This window comes from Bacillus sp. 5mfcol3.1 (genome assembly GCF_900114335.1).
Classification (GTDB): domain Bacteria; phylum Bacillota; class Bacilli; order Bacillales; family Bacillaceae_G; genus Bacillus_A; species Bacillus_A thuringiensis_S.
This window is the reverse complement of record NZ_FOST01000001.1, coordinates 1,041,362-1,063,372: the sequence shown is the minus strand read 5'-3', so window position 1 is coordinate 1,063,372 and position 22,011 is coordinate 1,041,362. Positions and strand designations below refer to the sequence as shown.

Here is a 22,011-nt window from a genome sequence, read left to right as displayed (position 1 = left end):
TGTTACCGCACCTCCCTTCAAAGTAATAAAAAAAACACACCCATCCCTAGGAAAGGGACGAATGTGTTTTCGTGGTTCCACCCTTGTTCCAATCTAGACGTATTTCTCCCTAGATTGCTCAAGTTCAGATAACGGCTGATACCGTCAATAATTACTAGATTACTCGTTCACTATTGAAGTTCAAAGGTGGTAAAATCATTTCTCGTGTTAGGAAGCTCACACCCTTGGCTTCCCTCTCTGTAAACCGTAAAAATGATTTCTTGTCCTTATCGTTACTTTTTCGTTCATGTTTATTTGTTAACTCATTATACTCGCATAAAAAACAAAATCAATACTTTTTTAATTATTTTAAATTTTCAATCTATAAATCCGTAAAAAAACACACTCATCCCTAGGAAAGGGACGAATGTGTTTTCGTGGTTCCACCCTTGTTCCAATCTAGACGTATCTCTCCCTAGATTGCTCAAGTTCAGATAACGGCTGATACCGTCAATAATTAATAGATTACTCGTTCACTATTGAAGTTCAAAGGTGGTAAAATCATTTCTCGTGTTAGGAAGCTCACACCCTAGACTTCCCTCTCTGTAAACCGTAAAAATGATTTCTTGTCCTTATCGTTACTTTTTCGTTCATGTCTATTTGTTAACTTATTATAGTTATCAACTTTTTAAAAAGCAAGCCTATTTTTACTAACTATTTTCAAGAATTTTTTTTATTATATTTTACAATAGCATTATGCAACCGCCACTCAATTTACCTATTTTGTTATTTCTCCAGTTTATAAATCAACGGTTCATATATAAGTTCCCCATTCTAAAACCCGTACATATCCACCTTACAAAACTATATCAATAAAATTTTCAATACAATCTTTTTGTATAACTTTCTTCTAAAGAACGTGCAACATCTTCTTCTGAAGTATTCACTTTCGCATGCTCCAGCAACATTTTTGCTGCTGATGGTAACTCTTTTTTATTTAACCAAGATTCTGGATCCCACATCTTAGAACGAATAAACGCTTTTGCACAATGAATATAACACTCTTCTATTTCAACAACAATTCCAAGCAACGGATTGCGTCCATTCGCCTGCATTTCTTTCAAAATTTCTTCGTCGTTTGTAATATACGCTCGGCCATTTATTCTGAGTGTCTCCCCAAGACCTGGAATAAAAAAGATTAGTCCTACACGTGGATTTGAAATAATATTCAAAATGGAGTCTATACGACGATTTCCTGGTCTTTCTGGAATGATAATTTTATTATTATTGAGTACGTATACAAATCCAGGTGCGTCTCCTCGCGGTGAGGCGTCACACTCCCCCAACTTATTTCCAGTGGATAATACTAGAAACGGAGATTTAGAAAGAAAATCTACGCAATGGTTGTCTAATGATGAAATAACTTTTTTCAATGCTCGCTCACTTGGTTGCCCCAATATTTTCCGTAACTCTTCCTCTGTTGAAATAATCGATTTTATTTCCATACGCTCTATCTCCACTTATAATCGCCCCTTTTTCTTTATTTTCCCAAAATTCAATACGAATATTGTATAATAAAATTTGCAGAAAGGGGAATTAAAATGACAGAGTGGTTAACAATATTTGATTCTGAAAGAAATACACTTGGGAAGAAATTACGCGATGAAGTGCATCGTGACGGTGATTGGCACGAAACATTTCATTGTTGGTTTGTAGAAAAAGATGCTAACGATATATTCTTATATTTCCAATTACGCTCTAAAGACAAAAAAGAAGCTCCATGTATATGGGATATTACTTCAGCCGGACATATTATGCATGATGAAGATGTACAAATTGGTGGTCTTCGTGAAATCGAAGAAGAATTGGGGCTTTCCTTTCAAACTACTGATTTAGTATACAAAGGAATCTTTAAAATAGATTATGAAATTTCAAATCTTACTGATCGTGAATTTTGTCATATGTATTTTCACAATGTCATCAATCCACTTCCATTCGCACCAGGTGAAGAAGTAGACGATGTGATGAAAGTACATGCAACTTCTTTTCTACAACTATTAAAAGGAGAGATTTCATCTTTAACGACTATTTCAGTCTTAAACAATACATCGATTACGATAACATTTGAAGATATTTATCCGTATGATCTTGCATACTATGAATTTGTTATAGAGCAAGGAAAAGAATTATTAAAAAATAATAGTTTATAAATAAAATAGGACTCCTAGCATAATATTGCGTAGAGTCCTATTTTTTATTATTGTTCAAGTATTTTTAATCTACTCTCTACTTGTATAAATAAACGAATGATTAATAACAGCATAACCACTATAATCGCTATTATTGTATGTGGATATCTAAACAGTATACTAATAACACTTCCAATTAACATCATGATAAATCCGTTTTGCTTCATCACTTCTGCACTATACCTGTTACCCGCATCCCATAATTCCTTATTTTTCATAGATCGTTTCGTACGATAACCATATGCCGCATTAATATCGGTCGGTGGATTTTTTTGAAGAATAATTGCCGCAAGTATAAAAATAATACCAATCAATATGCTTATTCCTATGTTTACTAGTGCATCAATCAATTATATCCCCCCTAACTTACACTTTCATTATACGACACACCCCTTATTTTTCCAATTTATAACACATTCACTTTCTTTCTTTCGATGTCTGGAACATACTTGGAAGTGTTACAAAACGTGCCCCTTTCGTTTTTAACTGCGGAATGATTTTGTCTAGTGCATCAACAGATCCTTGTAAATGCCCACCTGGAGTAGAATGCTGCAGTATGACACTACCTGGAAATGAATTCCCTAACACATTATTTGTAATCGTATCGGCACTTACACCTTTCCAATCAACTGTATCAACACTCCACTGTACAATCATAAAATTTTGCTCAGTTGCCCAATTCAATTGATTTTCAAGTATTTCACCATACGGTGGACGTATAAATTTAGGAGCATAGCCGGCTAAACGTTTTAATATTTCTTCCGTTTTTATAATTTGATTACGGTACTCAGCGTCATTTACTTTCGCTAAATTCGGATGATTGTACGTATGATTACCAATTACATGCCCTTCATTTGCAATACGCTTTACTACGTTCGGAAATTTTTCTGCGTTTTCACCAAGTAAGAAAAAAGTAGCTTTTACATTATGTTGTTTTAACTTATCTAATATTTTTGGCGTGAATTCTGAATCTGGTCCATCATCAAATGTAAGAGCTACTTCCGCTTTATTATACGGTCCTGAAAATGCGTACGCATATTTTTCAACCCATGTAAATGGTGTCCACGATCCACGATCATCTGCTTTCATTTGTACTTCATAGCTTTGAGGGATATATGCGTATGGCAATGCGCTTATATAGTCTCCATAATAAAATGAGTTATATGGCATATAAGCATACGAAACATCTCGTTCTAGTCCCCATTGATATGGATCAAACATTTCTGGCGAATAAAAATAATACATGATAAAAAACCTCCCTAAATTTTCATATGTAATTCATCTGCACTTTGTTAGAGAAATTGTTATTCATAAACAAAAATAAGACTGTCCTTAATTAGGACAGTCTTACTGCTTACTATTATTAATAAATCGATGTACTATCTTTTGGCAAAGCTTTCACATGTTTTAAATAGTTCGTCACTTTATCATCATCATCTTGCGGATATTGATATTCATATGTGTTAGCGATTTCGTTCGCCACTTCCCTAAATAAATCACCCATGACAAAGAATGACTCCCATATGTTTTCATATTCTGCATTAGAAAATGTTCTTTTAAATTGCACCCACATATCTTTTTCAATATATTGCTCGAAATGCTTTCCAAACTTCCCTGCATTAACTGTAAAATCTGTTTTCATACCAATATACCATTCTAGCATTACGATGAACATATCTCGCACTGGTCCCTCAAGCATTCCTTTTGCATAAGAAAGCTCTTCTCTCCATAGCCCTTTTGCCACATTCGTACTACACCACCAAAATTCATTACAACAATCCAAAAACTCTTTTTCTGTAGGCTTTTTTATTAAGTAATCTTTATCGCTTGCTGGCGGGAATCCTTCCATACACTTATCTTTATCGAGAAGTAATTTACTTAAACTATCTTGTCCAACGAACTTTTTTATTAACTCAACTGGAACTAGCGTTAAATCAATCCGATTCCCATCCATGAACTGCATTAAATACGGAAACTTCCCATCTTCATCTGGTTGAACTAACGACATTTCTTCTAGCATTTGTACTATCATTATTTCTCCAAATCTATGAACCCAATTATGATTAGACGTAAAAGATTGTATATCATTTACAACATACATAATATCATAGTCTTGAAAACAATCTCTTTTCACATTTGGATTTACACGCGATCCATTCATGATAACTGCTCGAATTCTTCCATCCTCTTTTGCTGTATTAATAATTAAGTCTAGCATTTCTTTTTCAGTTCTCATCTACTTATAGCCTCCAATTTTTTGATATATAATATAGTGTTATGTATGTCGGAGGCCCACGAGCTAATCTCGTTATACAAGATACATGTTATAATTTTTCAAACATCTTTTTCATTCTATCTATCTCCTTACCTCATTCTTTTACGATTGCCATTACAAATCCATCGTATCCCTTACTTCCGACAGTTTGAAGCGCTGTAGCACTAACACGTGGCTCAGCAGCTATTAATTCATAGAAACGACGTATCCCTTGTACACGAGGATCGGTACTAGTATTGTCAATAACTTCTCCTTCACGTACTACGTTATCCCCAATAATTACAGTACCCGGTCGTGATAGTTTTAGTGCCCATTCAAAATAAGCAGGGTTATTTTGTTTATCAGCATCTATAAAAATAAAATCAAACGGTTCATACTTCTCGTTTTCTATTTGTTGTAAAGAATCTAACGCTAATCCTGTTCGTATTTCAATTTTATCAGTCAAATTAGCACGCTCAATATTGCTACGTGCAATTTCAGCATGTTTTTCACTTGCTTCCAATGTAACAACTCGGCCTCCAGATGACAATGCTCTAGCAAGCCATATCGTGCTATACCCGCCTAGCGTGCCAATTTCTAAAACATTACGAGCCCCTTGAATTTGTACTAATAGTTGTAAAAACTTCCCTTGCATTGGTGATACATCATGTGCTGGCAAATTAGCTGCAACATTAGTTTGAAGAACCCCTTCTAATGTAGAATCTTTCGGTATTAATACATCACTCATATATTGATCAACAGCCGTCCATTTTTCAATTGTACTCATGTAAATACCATCCCTTTCAATTTCCCAATGCTTTCTACCATTCACTTTTAATTATACCGAAAATTCTGTCTCCAATACAAAAAATAAAGAAGGGACATCTACCCCTTACAGAATAGATATCCCTTCTTTTAAAGTTAAATTTACTTCCTATGGATTAGTAGACCAAAGCCCAGCAGATTTAATAAATGTACGTTTATTTAATTTCAGCTGCGCTACGATAAATTCTGCAATATCTTCTGCTTGCATTACTTTATCAGGGTTTCCATCAGTTAACCCTAAATCTACAGCCATATCAGTCGCTACTGTACTTGGAGTTAAAGCTGTTACACGAATGTTATGTTTGCGAACTTCCATCGCTAACGATTCTGTTAGGCCAAGGACACCAAATTTAGAAGCACTATATGCACTTGTTACAGGTGCACCTTTTTGTCCTGCTGTAGATGAAATGTTAATGATATCACCAGATTGTTGTTCAATCATGCTCGGTAAAGCAGCACGAGTTGCATAATATACACCCATTAAGTTTACTTGAATGATTTTTTCCCAATCAGCAACATCTAGTTCTAAAAACTTACCGAATTTAGAAATACCAGCGTTATTAATTAAAATATCGATAGATCCTAAACCATTTTTTAACGTTTCAATCGCAGTTGTTACTTCTTCGTATGAAGAAACATCAGCAGTTGCAATAACGGCTTTTACACCTTCTGCTTCTACTTCTTTCGCTACAGCTTTTAAGTTTTCTTCTGAACGAGCTAATAAGCCTACATTTACGCCTTCTTTCGCTAATGCGATTGCTACAGCGCGACCAATCCCTCTACCTGCTCCTGTAATTAAAGCATTTTTACCTTGTAATAATTCTGCCAAGTATAACACTCCTTAATCATCTCTGTTATGTATTATATTAAAATTGTATCTATGTTTATGTAAAAAGGCAATGATGCACTTTCATGTGCGTAGGTTACTTGTAGGTAACTATAGAAAATTACTATTAATTCATTGCACATATTTATCCTTATTCATGCAAAATAAAGACACCCTCCTCATAAGAGAGTGTCTGCGTATGAAATAAAAAATGGTTCTTTATCACTACACTATTTTTCTTCATAATTAGGAATACACACAATAAATTCAGTGCCATTCCCTTCCTCACTCTCAACTTTTATTTCCCCATGATGAAGATCGAGTACTTTTTTTACAATAGCTAAACCTAAGCCACTTCCTCCATAGGCACGATTTCGTGAAGAATCCGCTTTATAAAAACGCTCAAAAATATGTTGTTTCTGTTCTTCTGATATACCGATTCCCGAATCATGGATGCGCACTTCCACTACTGTTTCATGTTCCTTTAACTGAATAGTAATCGTGCCACCGCTTGGAGTAAATTTAATACTATTATGAATTAAATTAATCCACACTTGACTCATACTTTCTTGGTCAGCAATAACATGTACTTTTTCTAAATCTAGTTCTAACTCGATTTCTTTTTCAGCCCAGAGCGGTTCACTATTTAACACAATTTGCTTTAACTGCTGATCTAATCGATAACTCACTCTTTCTGGTATATACTCTTCTGATTCTAAAAGAGTTAGCTTCAATAAGTTTTGACTTAGTTTAGATAATCTCGTTGTTTCAGTTTCAATAATGGTAAGATAATGTTTTCTTTTTTCCTCAGAAAGATTATCGTCTTGTAGTGCTCTAGCAAACCCTTTTATAGAAGTTAATGGTGACTGTATTTCATGAGAAACATTCGATACAAATTCTTGTCTCATTTTCTCCATCGTATTCAGTTCATCTGTCATATCATTTATACTTTTTACGAGCACACCAATTTCTCCATCATACTTTTCTTCATTTCGTATTTTTACGGAGAAGTCTCCTTTTGCAATTTTTTGTATCGGTTCAATAATAGTCCAAATCATTGCCTCTCGTTTTGGCCTCATTAATATTCCAATTAATGTCCAAATAAGAATAATAAATACAAAACCGACCATATCACTAATTAGAAAGGCAACAAATGGCGATACGTTTACGTCAAAAGCATTCAATATACTAGTTGCTACATAAAATGCGATAGACCAAATGATAGTAAGAAAAGAAAAGAGCGCTAATACCGCTCCAAATACTTTCAGCATCTTCAACTTACTCATCCGTTTTCTTTTTCTCATTTACTTACCTCTAAGCGATACCCTAATCCTCTTATTGTTTTAATACTAAAATTCGACTGTTCTTCTTGAAACTTCTCACGTAACCGATTAATATGAACGTCTAGTGTACGTTCATTCCCTTCAAAGTCATATCCCCATATTTCCTCAATTAATTGCTCTCTCGAACAAGTTCTTCCCGATTTAGACCCTAAAGTAAAGAGTAACTCAAATTCTTTTAACGGTAACGTAACCGTTTGTTCTCCAGATGTAACTTCGAATGTTTTACGATTTAATAATACATTTCCAACTTGAATCGATTGTGAAACTGTAATTTGGTAACGTTTCAATAATGCCTTTACTCTCACTACTAGTTCTATAGGGTCAAATGGCTTTACAAGATAATCATCTGTTCCAAGGTGAAATCCTTTTACTTTTTGTGATGTTTCCCCTTTGGCAGTTAGCATCAGAACCGGGATATCATAGTATTTTCTTAATTCAAAACATACATCAAATCCATCCATATTTGGCATCATGATATCAAGAATAACCATATCGACTTTTACGTCATCCATTTTCCGAAGTGCATCTACTCCATCAATTGCCTCATATGTTTGAAAACCTTCTCGTTCTAAAAATACAGAAACGAGTTCCCTAATGTGTGGATCGTCGTCTACTATTAAAATTTTAGGTATCAAAGGAACCATTTCCTTTCTACTTAGCATCTAATATATTTTTTTAAAATGCACCCTCTTTAATTTTCAATTGTTGCGTTGCAAACTCACGATACATATCATGCGTCTGTAATAATTCATCATGCGTACCACTACCTGTAAGATTCCCTTTTTCAATAAAGATAATTTTATCTGCATCTACAACAGTAGAAAGTCTATGCGCAATCACTAACGTTGTTCTGCCTTTCATTAAGTTATTTAACGCTTTTTGAACGACAGACTCAGATTTACTATCTAAGCTTGAAGTTGCCTCATCGAGCATAAGAATTTGCGGATTTCGAAGTAACGCTCGGGCAATGGCAATTCGCTGTCTTTGTCCACCAGAAAGCTTCACACCGCGTTCTCCAACTTCTGTTGCATAACCGTTTGGTAAGTCATGAATAAATGCATCAACATATGCCATTGCTGCTACTTTTTCAATTTCTTCATCCGTTACTTCACCTTCAACGCCGTAACAAATATTATCACGAATCGTTCCATCGATTAACGGACTATCTTGTGATACGTAACCGATTTGACGTCGCCATGACTGTAATGAATAACTCGTAATTGATTCTTTTCCTAATTTAATGGCACCACTAGTTGGCTCATAAAAACGTTCCAGTAATGAGAATAACGTTGTTTTCCCACTACCACTTGGTCCTACAATCGCTGTCACTTTTCCAGATTCAATTGTAAAATCAATATTTTTCAAAACTTGCTCTTCTTCGTTATACTCAAAATGTACATTTTCAAGAACGATCGGTTGCTTAGCATTTGTCACTTTCACACCAGTTTCATGATCTTCTACTTTATATTCTAAAATCGTACTAATTCTTTCCGTTGCACCAATTGCCTTTTGGAATTGTGTAAAGAACATAGATAATTGACTCATCGGCATTACAATTTGAACTAAATACAAAATAAACGCTACAAGTTCACCAGTTGTTAATGCACCGCTAGAAACTCTCATCCCGCCATATCCTACGATAATAACAAGTAGTGCCATTAAAACAAACGACATAACTGGCGAAATTAATGCTTGCACTTTTCCTTCTTTCAAACCAAATTGTAATAACTTTTGTATGCCTGTATTACCCGTTTCATATTCTCTTTTTTCTGTATTTGAAGATTTCACTAAACGAATTTCTGATAACACTTGCGTTAACACACTTGTAAAAGATGCCGTTTCATCTTGAAGCGCTTTTGAAATCTTATACATTTTTCGTCCAAGTGGAACTAAAATTAATACAGACAACGGAATAACCGTTAAAAGTAACGCAGTCATTTTCCAATCTAACACAAATAATACAATTAACGATCCAACAATTGAAATACCACCTGTTAATAAGTTTGACAAATGCTCAGAGATTAAGGTTTTCACAACACCTGTATCATTCGTCATACGGCTAATGGTATCACCTGTTCTATTTTGATCGTAATAAGATACCGGCAAGATAAGTACCTTTTTCCACAAACGTTCTCTTAGTCCCGCTACAATCTTCTGCCCAATATAATTTAGTAAATATATAGACAACCCTGCCGCAATAGTTTGCATTACAAAGAAAGCAACTAACCCAACAATTTGTCCTGCACTAATTGAAGAAAGCGAAAAATTATCTACTAATCCTTTTGTTAGCATAGGAATAAATAAACTCGCTCCCGTAGAAAGCAAACTCATTAATAACGCAAAAATTAAAATTCCTTTCGGAGGATTTGTATCTTGAATAAGGCGTAAAAACTGCCTCCAGCTCCCTTTTTTCTTCATTTCATTTCTAACTTCCATTCCTGTTCATCTCCTCATGTTAAACCAAACTATTCTTTCTAAAATTAGAATACGATACAAATGTAAACTGAATGTAAACACACTTTTTCTATTTTTACAAAATATACATAAAAACTCATCTTTACAACAGATATAAACATCTGATATTATTACCTGGTACTTAATATTATTCTATGTGAATTATAGATAAATAATTTAAAACACGATATAAATCTCCAGTTAGTGAAAGGAGTATCCTTTTTGCAAACAAATATACATTCTGAAAAGGAAACAATTATTTTTATTCATGGATTAGTTGGCAATCGTCGCGCCTTCAAAAAGGAGCAAAAACGATTTTCTGCCTCCTACAACATTATAACTTATGACTTATTAGGTCACGGTGATGATAAAGGAGAAGCAATCGACTTTTCATTACAGCGTCTCGTAGATCAATTATTAAACTTATATGAACAAGAAGGTATTAAAAAAGCTCATATTTGTGCGCTAAGTTACGGCTGTTACATCTCTACAATTTTTGCACAAATGCATCCAGAAAAAGTATTAAGTATTTGTCATATTGGAGGACATTACAATAACCCTTCTCGCTTATATAGCGTATTCCAAAATTTTTGGGAGAAGCGAGGGGATGAATACTCTAAATGGCTCTCTCAATACGCAAATACTATTTTTCCAAGTGGTATACTAAAAGCAAATCCGTTTGCAGTCATTTCAAGAAATATTTACTACCGTTTCGGATTACAATTACATTCATCCATTATTGCCCAGTCATTACGACATCGGTTAGAATTCGATTTAAAGTCTAAATTAAAATCACTTCCTCACCCTATACTATGGGTAATGGGAGAGCATGATCATCTCTATAAATCTTGTCTATTTGATTTGAAATCTATTTTACCTAACGTTCTATATAAGGAAATACCTTTAGCAGGACATGCAGCGAACTTATTTCGTCCTAACTATTTCCATGACTTATATGATCGATTTTTAAATGGAAATTTAAAATAAAAACTATTAAACTTCCAATTTATACAACTATAAAAAGGCTTCCCAAGTTTCCTTGGAAAGCCTTTTCTCTATACGAAAAGTATATAAAACTACTTTTTCTTAGTATGCTTTTGTGTAACCTAATAGGTGCTTGCTCCAGTAAGAGTTACTTACAGAACTAATACGTACACCAGTTGCATCTGTTTCTGCACTAATGAACTGACCGTTTCCTAAGTAAACACCCATGTGAGAAGGACCTGATTTATAAGTATTTTGGAAGTATACTAAATCACCTGGTTGTGGATTGCTAGTTTTTGTTTTAGAGCTCCAGTATCCAGCAACTGTTTGACGAGCGCCTTTATGACCAGTTTGATTTAATACGTAGTGAATGAATCCACTGCAGTCAAAACCAGCAGGTGTTGTACCAGCAGTTCTGTATGGTGAACCATTTAAAGATCTAGCGAATCCAGCGATTGAAGATGTATCTCCACCTGTTGTTGGTTTTTGTACGTCTTTACCTGGTTGTTGAACGTTATTTGTAACGTTATTGTTATTGTTATTGTTATTTGTAACGTTGTTTACTCCGCCTTTTACAAACTTAACGAAGTCTGCACTTACGTAACCCGTGCGGCCGTTATGGTTAATTTTGTACCAGCCATTTTCAGCGCCAGTAACGTTTAGTACTTTACCATTTGTTACTCCACCGATTACAGCGTTGTATGTAGCTGGGCCTGTACGTACTTTTAAAGCACCAGTGTTAACAACATAAGAACCACCAGTTTGAACTGTTGTAGTATTGTTGTTTGTAGTTGGTTGTTGTGTTTGGTTAGATACAGCAGAACCACCTTTTGTTACGAAGTCTTTGCTTACGTATCCAGTTCCACCATTGAAGTTGATTTTAAACCAATCTTGTACTTCACCTACAACTTGTACTGTTTTACCTTTGTTTACAGAACCTAATACTGTATGAGATGTACTTGGGCCGGTACGTACGTTAAGTGAAGAAACGTTTACTGTGTAAGTACCTGTTCCTTGTTGAACAGTCGTTCCTGTTTTGCCACCAGTCGTTACGAAGTCACCACTTACATAACCTGTTTGACCATTTACGTTTACTTTGAACCAACCGTTTTCTTGTCCAACTACTTGTAGCACTTGACCTGATTTCACTTTAGAAATAACGTTATGTCCTGTACCAGCACCTGAACGAACATTTAATACATCAGCAGTTACTGTGTATTTTAATTCAGAAGTTGTTTCTACAGTTTTTGTTTCAGTTACAGTCGTTTGAGTTTGAGTTTGTCCATTAATTTCTTTTAGCGCTTCATTTGAAACTTGTGCATGAGCAGAATCCATTCCTGGAACTGCAACGCCAGCTACAGAAGCTGCTGCTAAACCTGCAATTACTTTTTTCATAAGTTGTCTTTACTTCCTTTCCCTACTATCCTCTTAAAAAAAACTTAAAACTTTAATACTTTACAATATTATCAAAGTAAAATATTCATCCAGTTCCATTTTTTAGCAAGAGTTTTATTTTTCACACAGAGTTCATTTTAAATGAACAAAGTGAAATCCGTGTGAACTTCATGTGAACTTTATCATTAATTATAGTGTTTTTGCAATGATTTTTTCAAATTTCTTATATATCGCATGAAAATTCGACATTTCATTTAATATCTCAATATAAAACATCCCTTTTCTATCTTCTATAAAAAATTCTATTAACCTAATACAAACCACATTATGTATTTCCTTATAAAGCTCCTTACATGAAGTATACTTTCATCATGACAAAAATCACTCTATTTATCAATAGTATAATATTTTTAGAAAACTAAATTTCTATACTATCTACAATTTTGAAATAATTTGACGAATTGTAAGATTTATTTCACAAAAACCATTTCTCCTTTAAAGAAAACACACACTATACCAACTGTTTTCTTTTCCGATAATGGAATTTATAGGATAATCATAGTATTATATATCATAATAAAACTTTAATTAGTAAAGGTTTTATCCCCCCGCTAATTATTAACCCTCACTACTCGGGCTACCCATTAATGCGGAATTTTATTGGAATAAAAAGAGGAGGCATATTTGTGAGAAATATAATAGATGATCCAATACAAAAAAATATAGAGCTATACTATGCTTTTATTCAATTCGTTTCAATGATAACATTACAAAAAGTATCAGCTATTGAAATACGTAAAAATGAATTAAAAAATCAGATGAAAAATGCTGGACAAAAAAACCCTTATTACGTATAAAAAAGGTGAACAGGTTATATTCCTGTTCACCTTTTATCAAATTATTTTATTTATAAATTTTCACACGGTTTTCTAACGGTTGGAATTCTTTTTCACCAGCATGTACTACCGGTTTACCAAATGGCATTTGCGCAGTGAGCTTCCAATTTGCTGGAACATCCCACTCTTTTCTCACTTCTTCATCAATTAGCGGATTGTAATGCTGCAACGTAGCACCAAACCCTTCAATTTCTAAAGCTGTCCAAATTGCAAATTGTAACATTCCTGATGATTGCTGAGACCAAGTTGGGAAATTATCTTTATATAATGCAAAGTTTGCTTGAAGGCCTTCCACAACTTCACTGTCTTCAAAATATAAAACCGTTCCATAACCACTTTTAAATGCATTCATTTTTTCTTCAGTAGGTGCAAAGTTATTTTCAGGTACAATTTTTCTTAATGTTTCTTTCGTAATATCCCATAATTTATCATGTTGTTCTCCTAATAAAACAACAACGCGAGCACTTTGAGAATTAAAAGCTGAAGGTGTATGTTTTACAGCATGATAAATCACTTCTTGAATTTTTTCATCAGAAACTACTTGCTCTTTACTAATTGCATAAATAGATCTTCTGTCTTCAATTGCTGAGTAAAAATCTTTTGCCATCATAATTCCCTCCAATTTTCAATTGAGGCTATTTCATATGTATATGTCATATTACGCCCCTCAAACTTATTATTAATAAGCTTATAACTTTATAATATCACAGCAACAAATAAACTCAAATGATAACACTTGTATTTAGAATCTTTTTCCTTTTTAAAGTTAAAATAAAAAGACCGTTTGTTGTTATCTAAAATTAGTAACAACAAACAGTCTTACTTATGTAGCGATCTAGATTCGTATTTTACTTAATTAACTAATCCAAATGCATACGACATTAACTTATTTGTCTCTGTAAAACGTTTTGTTTTACTTGATGTCCCCATGACCACTGTAATAATTCGATTATCACCTTGCTTTGCAGTCCCCGTAAAACAGTATCCTGCGCTATCTGTAAATCCAGTCTTTAGTCCATCCATTCCTTCTATATATAAACTTTTATTATTTTTATTTAACATGTCGTTTGTGCTTATAACATTAATATTATTAAATGCTAGCTGACTTTGACGTAAGTGAGTCACTTCTAATATTTCCGGATAATCTTTTATAAGATGATACGCCAATTGTGCTACATCACCAGCCGTCATTTTTGTTTCACTTCCATCTGGCTCTTGTAATCCAGAAGCATTTGCAAATTTAGCATGTTCCGACATTTTTAACTGTTTCGCTTTTGCATCCATAAGCTGAACGAAATCTTTCTCCGATTTTGCCATATGTTCTGCTAAAGCCACAGCTGAATTATTAGCTGACTCAATCATTAATGCATGATATAAATCTTTAACAGTTAATGTGTCATTAACTTGTACTGGGATTCTCGCTCCCTCTGTTTGTGCCGCCTTCGCACTCATTTTAACTGGATCTTCCCAGCGAACTTTCCCGTTATGTATACTCTCTAGTAGGAGATACGCTGTCATCATCTTAGACATACTAGCCGGTGCAAAAGCTTCATTTTCATTATATTGATAAATAATATCTCCATCACTCGCATCGATAATCATAGCCGCTTTTGCGTTAATTTCTGGTGGGATGTACTTTGGCGGGACTACTTTTTCAGTAAATCCTGCTTTAGGTAGTTCTGCCACTTGCAAAGGTTGTCCTTCTACATTCGCTACGCTCTTTTGATTTCCTTGGAATAAGAACCAACATATCCCTAAAATAATGACTAATAGGACTGTCATCCTTCCCCATTTTAACCGATTCATTTCAAAACTCCTTTAGCAAACCTTTTATACACTCACATTTAACCTTAACAACAATTCCTTTATACAGTCAAGGTAAAAAGTATATTTATTCATATACAGTAATTATTATTTTAATTTGTTTATGTTACACTAATAATACTGAAATATAAGAATATTCAACAATAAAATCTTGTAAATAAACTATTTAATAGAAGGGATTCATACAAATGCTACTTCCAAAATCATTAAAATATGGAGACACAATTGGGATCTACTCTCCTTCTTCACCAGTAACCTACACTTCCCCAAATAGATTCGGACGAGCAAAATCTTACTTACAACAGAAAGGGTTTCATATATTAGAAGGTTCATTAACAGGTCGATATGATTTTTATCGTTCTGGTAGTATACAAGAGCGTGCTGATGAACTAAATGCCTTGATAAGAAACCCTAATATTTCTTGTATTATGTCAACAATTGGTGGGATGAATTCAAATTCAATATTACCTTATATTGATTATGATGCTTTTCTAAATAACCCTAAAATAATGATTGGATATTCAGATGCAACTGCTTTATTACTAGGAATTTATGCTAAAACAGGAATCCCTACATTTTATGGGCCAGCTCTCGTCCCTTCCTTTGGCGAATTTGAACCTTTTGTTAATTGTACATACAAATATTTTGCAGAAACTTTACTACATGATCAATCTCTTCCTTATCATATAAAACAACCATTATTTTGGTCAGATGAATTTATTAATTGGGAAGAAAAGACGAAGGAGAAAGAACTTCGACCAAACAATTGGATTTCAGTAATTGACGGAAAAGCTACTGGCCGTATTATTGGCGGGAATTTAAACACGATACAAGGAATTTGGGCTAGCCCCTATATGCCACATATTCAAGAAGGCGATATTCTCTTTATTGAGGACAGTTCAAAAGATGCAGCTACTATCGAAAGAAGCTTTTCATTCCTTAAAATTAACGGTGTATTCGATAAAATTTCAGGTATCATTCTTGGAAAACATGAGCAATTTGATGATTGTGGTACAAATCGAAAACCTTTTGAAATACTGTTAGAAGTACTTCAAAATCAAAGAATTCCTTTTCTAGCTGACTTCGATTGTTGCCATACACATCCAATGATCACCATGCCTATTGGTGTTCAAGTAGAGATGGATGCAACAAATAAAACGATACATATTATAGAACCTTGGAAAAAATGAATGCATGGCTTCTATTGTTTTACAATAAAAGCCATGATACTATGTAATTTGGAATGTGAAAGATTAAACAAAATAGGTTCCAATATCTATTATTAGAAAAATTAGGTATAAATATATATTTATATGCAAAAGAGAGTGAATAAATGAAACCAACTATTAAAAATTATGTATTTTTACATGTAGCTTTTTGATATATTCTATCATTATGGTTTACATGAAATGGGCAGCTCAATTCCCAATTGCTTCCACCTAATTTTTGTTACTTATTTCGGACTAGTTGTACTTTTATTCGGATATGCAATGTTATGGCAACAAGTAATTAAACATTTCGAAATTTCAAAAGCATATTCACATCGCGGGATTATTATACTATGGTCAATGCTTTGGTCAGTATTTCTATTTGGAGATACGATTTAGTTGAATCATTTACTTGGTGCAGCTATTATTATCGTTGGTGTAATCGCTTATTGTATCCAATAATAAAAAGCTCCGTTTATCACAAACGGAGCTTTTTACTATTGACCTAAATTTTGCACCTTATCTTTCAAATCTCGAACTTGATCTACCGTCTGCATAAGCTCTGAGTTTTTAAATTGCTCTACATCCACTTTTCCTTCTTCTATCTTTGTCATCGCCGTATCAATTAACGTATTTAACTTTTCGTTATATCCGACGATTTGTTGATGAAGATCCTTTGCTACATCAGGTGGCGTTAATTCATTGAATGCGGGTATATCTTGTTTAATTTCACTAAGCTTCGTTTCTAATTCTTTTCGAGCCTCGCTATCATTAACGGCCTTTTCTGCTAATGCTGGTGCATCGTTTGCAAATGCACTTATTTCATTTACATAGTCTGTCGCCTTTTGAGCATAATCTATGGAGTTCTTTCCTTCTTCCACTATTGAACATCCCATTAAACCAATTGAAACTATAAATACTAATAAAATTGATTTTATTTTCATTTTAGACTCCCTTCGTCTTTATCATTGTCTGTAATTTTCTCTATACATAACTTCTAGCTAAATTGTTTATAACCTTTTTCAAATAGCTATTTATCCTCTTACATGCCCTATTATCGTTACAACATCTATTTCTATATGTACGCTTATAATATCTTCAATTATATCCATATATCCTTGTCCTATAGCTGTTCCATAGTGTAATGTAAGCCCCTTCTTTTCATACACTGACTTTGGCACTGAAAAAATAAATCTCCTCAAGTTTCTTTCATCAGCTGGTTCCATAATTAAAACAATCCCATCCTCATCAAACATATACGCTCGCCCTCCAACTTTACATTCACTATGGCTCAGTATTGCCTTGGTCAGCAAAATTTAAAACATAATAAGTTAAGATACACTCCGCTCTATCATAAAGTGAAACTTTAATTAGCCCTCACCAGTCGAATCTTTACCAGCAAATAGCGGGATAAAAATAAAAAGCATTCATTCTTTTTTGTTAAGAATGAATGCTTTTTAAAAAATCAATTTCTAACTCTAGCATCTTTTTTTGACGAGGTTTTACTTTCCTTACGGGAACTCCAGCGTAAATATACCAATCATCTAAACTCTCTTTTACCATACTCATCGCGCCGACTGCCGTTCCTTCTCCTACCGTTACATTTGGAAAAATAATAGAATTAGCACCAATAATCACATGTTTTTTTAAAATAACTTTTTCTGCTTTCACATTCCTATATTGATTCGGGACGGTTGGCCCCATTAATGTATTTCCACTGAAATCATCAAGTACTGCATATACGATTGTTTTAGCTGAGATGTTTGCAAAATCATGCATTTCAATCCCAACTTCCCCTCCATATAACGCTGTATACGCTGATATGTGCGAATAACTTCCAATTGTGATTTTACCACTTAAAATGCAAAAATCATCAATTCTTACATGATTGCCAACTGATATAGCACTCGGATTATATATACTTGCTTTTTTACTAACCAATACATTTTTCCCAACAGATAAAAATCCAATTTTCTTTAGTTCTTCTTGACTATAAAAACTATTCATCTACCGACACCACCTTCTGCTCTAAACAGATTACAATTTGCTCTACTAGTTCTTTCGTCATTCCTTCCCATAAAGGTAAACTTACGATTCGTTTTGCTATTTTATTCGTTTTTGTTAAATCTGTAGACTTATAGTTTTTAAAAAGAACTTGTTGGTGGCAAGATGGTGAAAAGTATAATCTAGCTTCTATTTTCTGTTTTTTCAGTTCTTCTATTACTTGTATGTTGCGAACTTCTTCTGGACAAATGATAGGCATAAATTGGTGAATAACTGCTTCTGTCTTTTGGACATTCCACCCTTTTTTCATTAGCCCAGTATTTTGTAACAACTGTTTATACCATTCAGAAATACGGGTGCGTTCTTTTAATTTTTGATCCCACTTTTTTATAGTCGCAATCCCAATAGCTGCTGCGTATTCAGACATTTTACAATTAAACCCCATCATCGTGCATTCACGATTTTTATCAAATCCGAAATTCCCCATTCTTTTAATACGTTGTATATCTTCTTCGTTTTTACTATATATGAGCCCTCCTTCACCAATTCCGAACGGCTTTGTTGCATGAAAGCTATATACGATCATTCCACTAAAATCTTGACCGTAATGCATCCCTCCATTCATTAATCCAAATCCCGGCGCCGCATCTACGACAACCGGAATCCCCTTCTTCTCTAATTCTTCATATTCTTCTAAGTTCATCCATGATCCAAAGGTGGCGTACGGGACAACAATCGCAACCTCTTCTTTTAATTCTTCTATCTTATCCAAAAGTACCGTTTTATCCATATACCAATCATCTATTGAAATATCAATAAAGTAAGGTTCCAATCCACACCAAATAGCGGCTAAGGCAGTCGCAGGGAATGTAAAGCTAGGCATGAGAGCATACTTTCCCTTTCTTCTTTTCTTTAGTTGAATAGCCGCCATTAACCCTAACGTTGCGTTTGCTACTGTTGTAACAGCTCCCCTGTTTTGAAAAAATGACGACATAATTGTTTCCTCAAAACGTTGATTTATAGGTCCATAATTCGTATATATGTGAGATGTATCAATTTCCTTCAATTCGTCCAAATACTCACTTACAGGTACAGTTGAAGCACGTAAAAAAGGAATATTCTCCATATCTATCTATTCCTTCCTATCATTTTCGGACAATATAGAGCATATCTGTTTCAGATAATCCAAATTTCCTAGCACTTTTCATTCCTTGTTTTTCCGCTATGTTATATAATTCTACCTTAAATCCTGCATTCATTAATCGTTGAATAAATCCCGATTGATTGTAAATTCTCACATGATCTTCTTGACCAAAAGCTAATTTCCTCAATTGTGGTGTTACAATTAATTCATTCTCTACAATAAAATCTACATTCATTACGATTGGTACTTGAATAATTCCCCATCCATTTGGCTTTAACACTCTATATAACTCTCGCATTGCTTTGTCATCATCAGGAACGTGTTCTAATACATGGCTACATAATATTACATCAAAAGTATTACTATCATATGTAATTCTTGTAACATCAATTTCCTTCATTAATGGATCCTTTGGTTCTAAGTCACCACATACATACGTAATATTTTTATACTCGTTAAACCAATCTCTTAACTTTGCTTCAGGTGCAATATGAAGCATTGTATAGTTTCTATTTAACAAGTCCGTTTCCGTTTCAATGTACGCACGGTACAATCTTTCACGATCCATCGAATTACAAACTGGACATATCCCTGTATCTTTATTCCACATTTCAAATTTATATTTCGGAAAATCATAATGTGCTGGCCAAGGTGAAAATTTTTCAAATTGTTGATTGCAATATTGACAATAACAACATTCTTTCTCGAACATATGAGCAACTAACTTGTTTAAGCCTTTTTTTATCTTTTCATTATAAATTTGATCTAGTTCGCCATTTCTTACTGCATCCTTAACTATAAATCCCGCATTTTCTAAACAATAAGATAAACTCTCTTTATACTCACTTTCGGAGCTTAAAAACCCACTATTATATGCATCTATAATTAATTCAATCCACTCTTCAATTGTCATTAAAATAAAATGCATTTGTTTTTGATTTTGTCCACTATGCTGTCTAAAATAACTAAGAGGTTCATGTATATAAACTACTTTTCCTTTCCTCATCATATCTAGCCAAGTTGCAATGTCATTAATAGCAGAATAAGCCTTTCCTTTAAAATATCCAAACTTCCCGTCAAACAAATTCCGATTAAACAAAACAGTTGTCGGCTCACCAACTACATTTTTCAAGTTTTTTAACATATAATTCCCTAATTCTTTTCCTTCAAAAAGTGTAGTTTCTTTCGCGATTTTCATATTTAATGTTGAAGGTGGTAATATCTCTCCATTCTCATCAATCAGTTCACGATATGACGTCACAAATGAAATATTTTCTAACGCCAAAAAGTATTTCATCATTCTCTCGATCTTTTCATGATGAAATAAATCATCATCTAATAAAAAGTTTATATAGTCCCCATTCGCAAGTTCTACACACTTATTAAAGTTTTCGGCAACTAACGGCGTTTCATTTTTTACATATGTAATACACTCATATTCACGTAAGTACGGTTGAATCATAGCATTGACTTCATTATTTGTACTGTCGTCAGAAATAATAATTTCAATATTTTCATATGTTTGATTCAAAGCGCTGTTGAGTGCTAATTCCAAGTAATAAGGTCTATTGTATGCAGGAATAAGTATACTTACTTTCGGTAAAGAAGAATTATTATTTATATGTTGTTTTTTCTTTTCTATGTTTATTTTCTTCGCTCTAATTTTTTGGTAATAGTCTAATGTATATAATATTGATGATGGAACTATCCTTCTTGCATAATCTAGAAAATTAGTTATCGCTTTGTCTAACTCTTTTTCAGTGGATAAGAAACCATATTGTTCTCCTGCTATAATACTGTGTGAAAAATCTTCTAACCCATCCATCATTTTATTAGATTCATTTAACTGTTGATCTGGATGTAATCGAAAGTAACTAAGTGTCTCTGCTATATATACAGCTTTTCCTTTACTTAATAAAGATAACCATGAAGCTATATCTACGTTACATAAATACCGCCTCTTATCAAAAATCCCAAACGGTTCTTGTAAATCATTTTTACGAAATAAAACTGTTGTCGGTTCTCCAATATAATTTTTTTGATCCACAATTACCTTATTTCCTAATTCTGTTCCCGCTATAATGGTATCCTCTTCAAATAAACGGACAGTCGAATAAATATGTCGTAGCTCTTTCCCTTTATCATCAATGACTTGACGATGAGATGTTACAAGCTTAATTTCATTATCTAAATCATCGAAAAAATACTTCATCATTTTTTCAATTTTATTCACATGAAATACATCATCATCCATTAAAAAATTTATATATTCACCGTTCGCTTCATTAAATAACATTAGCGCATTTTCAAATTGTCCGAGAGTTGATCTATTTTTTATATAAATAATATTTGAATGATCACATAAGTATTTTTGTAACACTTTTTCTGTTTCATCATTCGTGCTGTCATCTCCAACTATAATTTCTATATTAGGGTACGTTTGTTCTAACACACTACATAGCGCCTTTTCAAAGTAACGAGGACGATTATACGTAGGAATTAATACACTTACCAACGGAAGTTGCTCTACCACCTCTTCAGTTCTTTCAATACGAGTTCTCATTTTAACTCTCTCACCTCTTCGCATATTATTTATATACGCGACACAAAAATCACATTACTTTAA

At 33.6% G+C, this 22,011-nt stretch carries 21 protein-coding genes, 1 pseudogene and 2 other annotated features; of the genes and pseudogenes, 5 read left to right on the top strand and 17 right to left on the bottom strand.

Annotation, left to right across the window (positions count from 1 at the left end; genetic code table 11):
• Window positions 1-50 precede the first annotated feature (50 nt).
• Window positions 51-282 (bottom strand) — a binding site (T-box leader).
• Window positions 283-395: 113 nt separating this feature from the next.
• Window positions 396-627: a binding site (T-box leader), on the bottom strand.
• A gap of 233 nt (window positions 628-860) precedes the next feature.
• The gene (locus BM089_RS05500) at window positions 861-1,499 is read right to left on the bottom strand and encodes a pyridoxamine 5'-phosphate oxidase family protein (RefSeq protein ID WP_061660378.1); all 639 of its coding nucleotides are present in this window, start codon (window positions 1,497-1,499) and stop codon (window positions 861-863) included.
• Between the two features lie 81 nt (window positions 1,500-1,580).
• Between BM089_RS05500 and BM089_RS05495 the strand changes: the two genes are divergently transcribed.
• Window positions 1,581-2,189, top strand: coding sequence for an NUDIX hydrolase (locus tag BM089_RS05495; RefSeq protein WP_061660377.1), 609 nt, complete (start codon window positions 1,581-1,583; stop codon window positions 2,187-2,189).
• A 47-nt stretch (window positions 2,190-2,236) separates the two neighbouring features.
• Here BM089_RS05495 and BM089_RS05490 read toward each other — a convergent pair whose 3' ends face one another.
• From BM089_RS05490 to BM089_RS05455, 8 genes are all read right to left on the bottom strand, one after another.
• Window positions 2,237-2,575 (bottom strand): SdpI family protein, encoded by a 339-nt coding sequence (locus tag BM089_RS05490; protein WP_025118474.1) that lies wholly within the window; start codon window positions 2,573-2,575, stop codon window positions 2,237-2,239.
• 70 nt (window positions 2,576-2,645) lie between these two features.
• Window positions 2,646-3,473: a peptidoglycan-N-acetylglucosamine deacetylase gene (locus BM089_RS05485; RefSeq protein ID WP_090976235.1), complete on the bottom strand. Its 828-nt coding sequence runs from the start codon at window positions 3,471-3,473 to the stop codon at window positions 2,646-2,648.
• Between the two features lie 118 nt (window positions 3,474-3,591).
• Window positions 3,592-4,464: an aminoglycoside 6-adenylyltransferase gene (locus BM089_RS05480; protein WP_090976233.1), complete on the bottom strand. Its 873-nt coding sequence runs from the start codon at window positions 4,462-4,464 to the stop codon at window positions 3,592-3,594.
• A 133-nt stretch (window positions 4,465-4,597) separates the two neighbouring features.
• Complete coding sequence (locus tag BM089_RS05475; RefSeq protein ID WP_090976720.1) at window positions 4,598-5,269, bottom strand: O-methyltransferase; 672 nt, start codon at window positions 5,267-5,269, stop codon at window positions 4,598-4,600.
• A 147-nt stretch (window positions 5,270-5,416) separates the two neighbouring features.
• The gene (locus tag BM089_RS05470; protein WP_000818985.1) at window positions 5,417-6,136 is read right to left on the bottom strand and encodes a 3-ketoacyl-ACP reductase; all 720 of its coding nucleotides are present in this window, start codon (window positions 6,134-6,136) and stop codon (window positions 5,417-5,419) included.
• 227 nt (window positions 6,137-6,363) lie between these two features.
• Window positions 6,364-7,437 (bottom strand): envelope stress sensor histidine kinase HitS, encoded by a 1,074-nt coding sequence (hitS, locus tag BM089_RS05465; protein ID WP_139213212.1) that lies wholly within the window; start codon window positions 7,435-7,437, stop codon window positions 6,364-6,366.
• Window positions 7,434-8,111, bottom strand: a complete 678-nt coding sequence (gene hitR, locus BM089_RS05460; RefSeq protein WP_100910588.1) for an envelope stress response regulator transcription factor HitR — start codon at window positions 8,109-8,111, stop codon at window positions 7,434-7,436. The genes hitS and hitR overlap by 4 nt, the downstream gene beginning before the upstream one ends.
• Before the next feature lie 40 nt (window positions 8,112-8,151).
• Window positions 8,152-9,912, bottom strand: a complete 1,761-nt coding sequence (locus tag BM089_RS05455) for an ABC transporter ATP-binding protein (protein ID WP_053564725.1) — start codon at window positions 9,910-9,912, stop codon at window positions 8,152-8,154.
• A 240-nt stretch (window positions 9,913-10,152) separates the two neighbouring features.
• Between BM089_RS05455 and BM089_RS05450 the strand changes: the two genes are divergently transcribed.
• Window positions 10,153-10,917: an alpha/beta fold hydrolase gene (locus BM089_RS05450; protein ID WP_023521720.1), complete on the top strand. Its 765-nt coding sequence runs from the start codon at window positions 10,153-10,155 to the stop codon at window positions 10,915-10,917.
• Between the two features lie 99 nt (window positions 10,918-11,016).
• Here the strand turns inward: BM089_RS05450 and entFM are convergent, their stop codons facing one another.
• Complete coding sequence (gene entFM, locus BM089_RS05445; RefSeq protein ID WP_053564727.1) at window positions 11,017-12,309, bottom strand: enterotoxin EntFM; 1,293 nt, start codon at window positions 12,307-12,309, stop codon at window positions 11,017-11,019.
• Between the two features lie 686 nt (window positions 12,310-12,995).
• Here entFM and BM089_RS05440 point away from each other — a divergent pair.
• Window positions 12,996-13,166, top strand: coding sequence for a hypothetical protein (locus BM089_RS05440; protein ID WP_063547083.1), 171 nt, complete (start codon window positions 12,996-12,998; stop codon window positions 13,164-13,166).
• 46 nt (window positions 13,167-13,212) lie between these two features.
• On the opposite strand, the gene BM089_RS05435 is transcribed toward BM089_RS05440, so the two are convergent.
• Both BM089_RS05435 and BM089_RS05430 read right to left on the bottom strand, forming a co-directional pair.
• A complete protein-coding gene (locus tag BM089_RS05435) occupies window positions 13,213-13,815 on the bottom strand; it encodes a nitroreductase family protein (RefSeq protein WP_002093949.1) in 603 nt (200 codons plus the stop codon).
• 242 nt (window positions 13,816-14,057) lie between these two features.
• Window positions 14,058-15,011 (bottom strand): D-alanyl-D-alanine carboxypeptidase family protein, encoded by a 954-nt coding sequence (locus tag BM089_RS05430; RefSeq protein ID WP_001080881.1) that lies wholly within the window; start codon window positions 15,009-15,011, stop codon window positions 14,058-14,060.
• A gap of 206 nt (window positions 15,012-15,217) precedes the next feature.
• On the opposite strand from BM089_RS05430, the gene BM089_RS05425 reads away from it, so the two are divergent.
• Both BM089_RS05425 and BM089_RS05420 read left to right on the top strand, forming a co-directional pair.
• On the top strand, window positions 15,218-16,219 hold the full coding sequence (locus tag BM089_RS05425; protein ID WP_090976228.1) for a S66 family peptidase: 1,002 nt from the start codon (window positions 15,218-15,220) through the stop codon (window positions 16,217-16,219).
• A gap of 143 nt (window positions 16,220-16,362) precedes the next feature.
• Window positions 16,363-16,633 (top strand): annotated as a pseudogene (locus BM089_RS05420) (hypothetical protein); the annotation flags it as partial.
• A 101-nt stretch (window positions 16,634-16,734) separates the two neighbouring features.
• On the opposite strand, the gene BM089_RS05415 reads toward BM089_RS05420, so the two are convergent.
• From BM089_RS05415 to BM089_RS05395, 5 genes are all read right to left on the bottom strand, one after another.
• Window positions 16,735-17,181 carry a DUF6376 family protein gene (locus BM089_RS05415; protein ID WP_000695203.1) on the bottom strand — a complete coding sequence of 149 codons (447 nt, stop codon included), beginning with the start codon at window positions 17,179-17,181 and terminating at the stop codon, window positions 16,735-16,737.
• A gap of 90 nt (window positions 17,182-17,271) precedes the next feature.
• Window positions 17,272-17,493: a hypothetical protein gene (locus BM089_RS05410; RefSeq protein WP_000459099.1), complete on the bottom strand. Its 222-nt coding sequence runs from the start codon at window positions 17,491-17,493 to the stop codon at window positions 17,272-17,274.
• Between the two features lie 184 nt (window positions 17,494-17,677).
• Entirely contained in the window at window positions 17,678-18,244 is a 567-nt protein-coding gene (locus BM089_RS05405; protein ID WP_001084185.1) for an acyltransferase, read from the bottom strand.
• Complete coding sequence (locus BM089_RS05400) at window positions 18,237-19,367, bottom strand: DegT/DnrJ/EryC1/StrS aminotransferase family protein (RefSeq protein ID WP_078993415.1); 1,131 nt, start codon at window positions 19,365-19,367, stop codon at window positions 18,237-18,239. Before BM089_RS05400 ends, BM089_RS05405 begins: the two co-directional genes overlap by 8 nt.
• A gap of 19 nt (window positions 19,368-19,386) precedes the next feature.
• Entirely contained in the window at window positions 19,387-21,948 is a 2,562-nt protein-coding gene (locus BM089_RS05395) for a glycosyltransferase (protein WP_090976226.1), read from the bottom strand.
• Window positions 21,949-22,011: the final 63 nt, after the last annotated feature.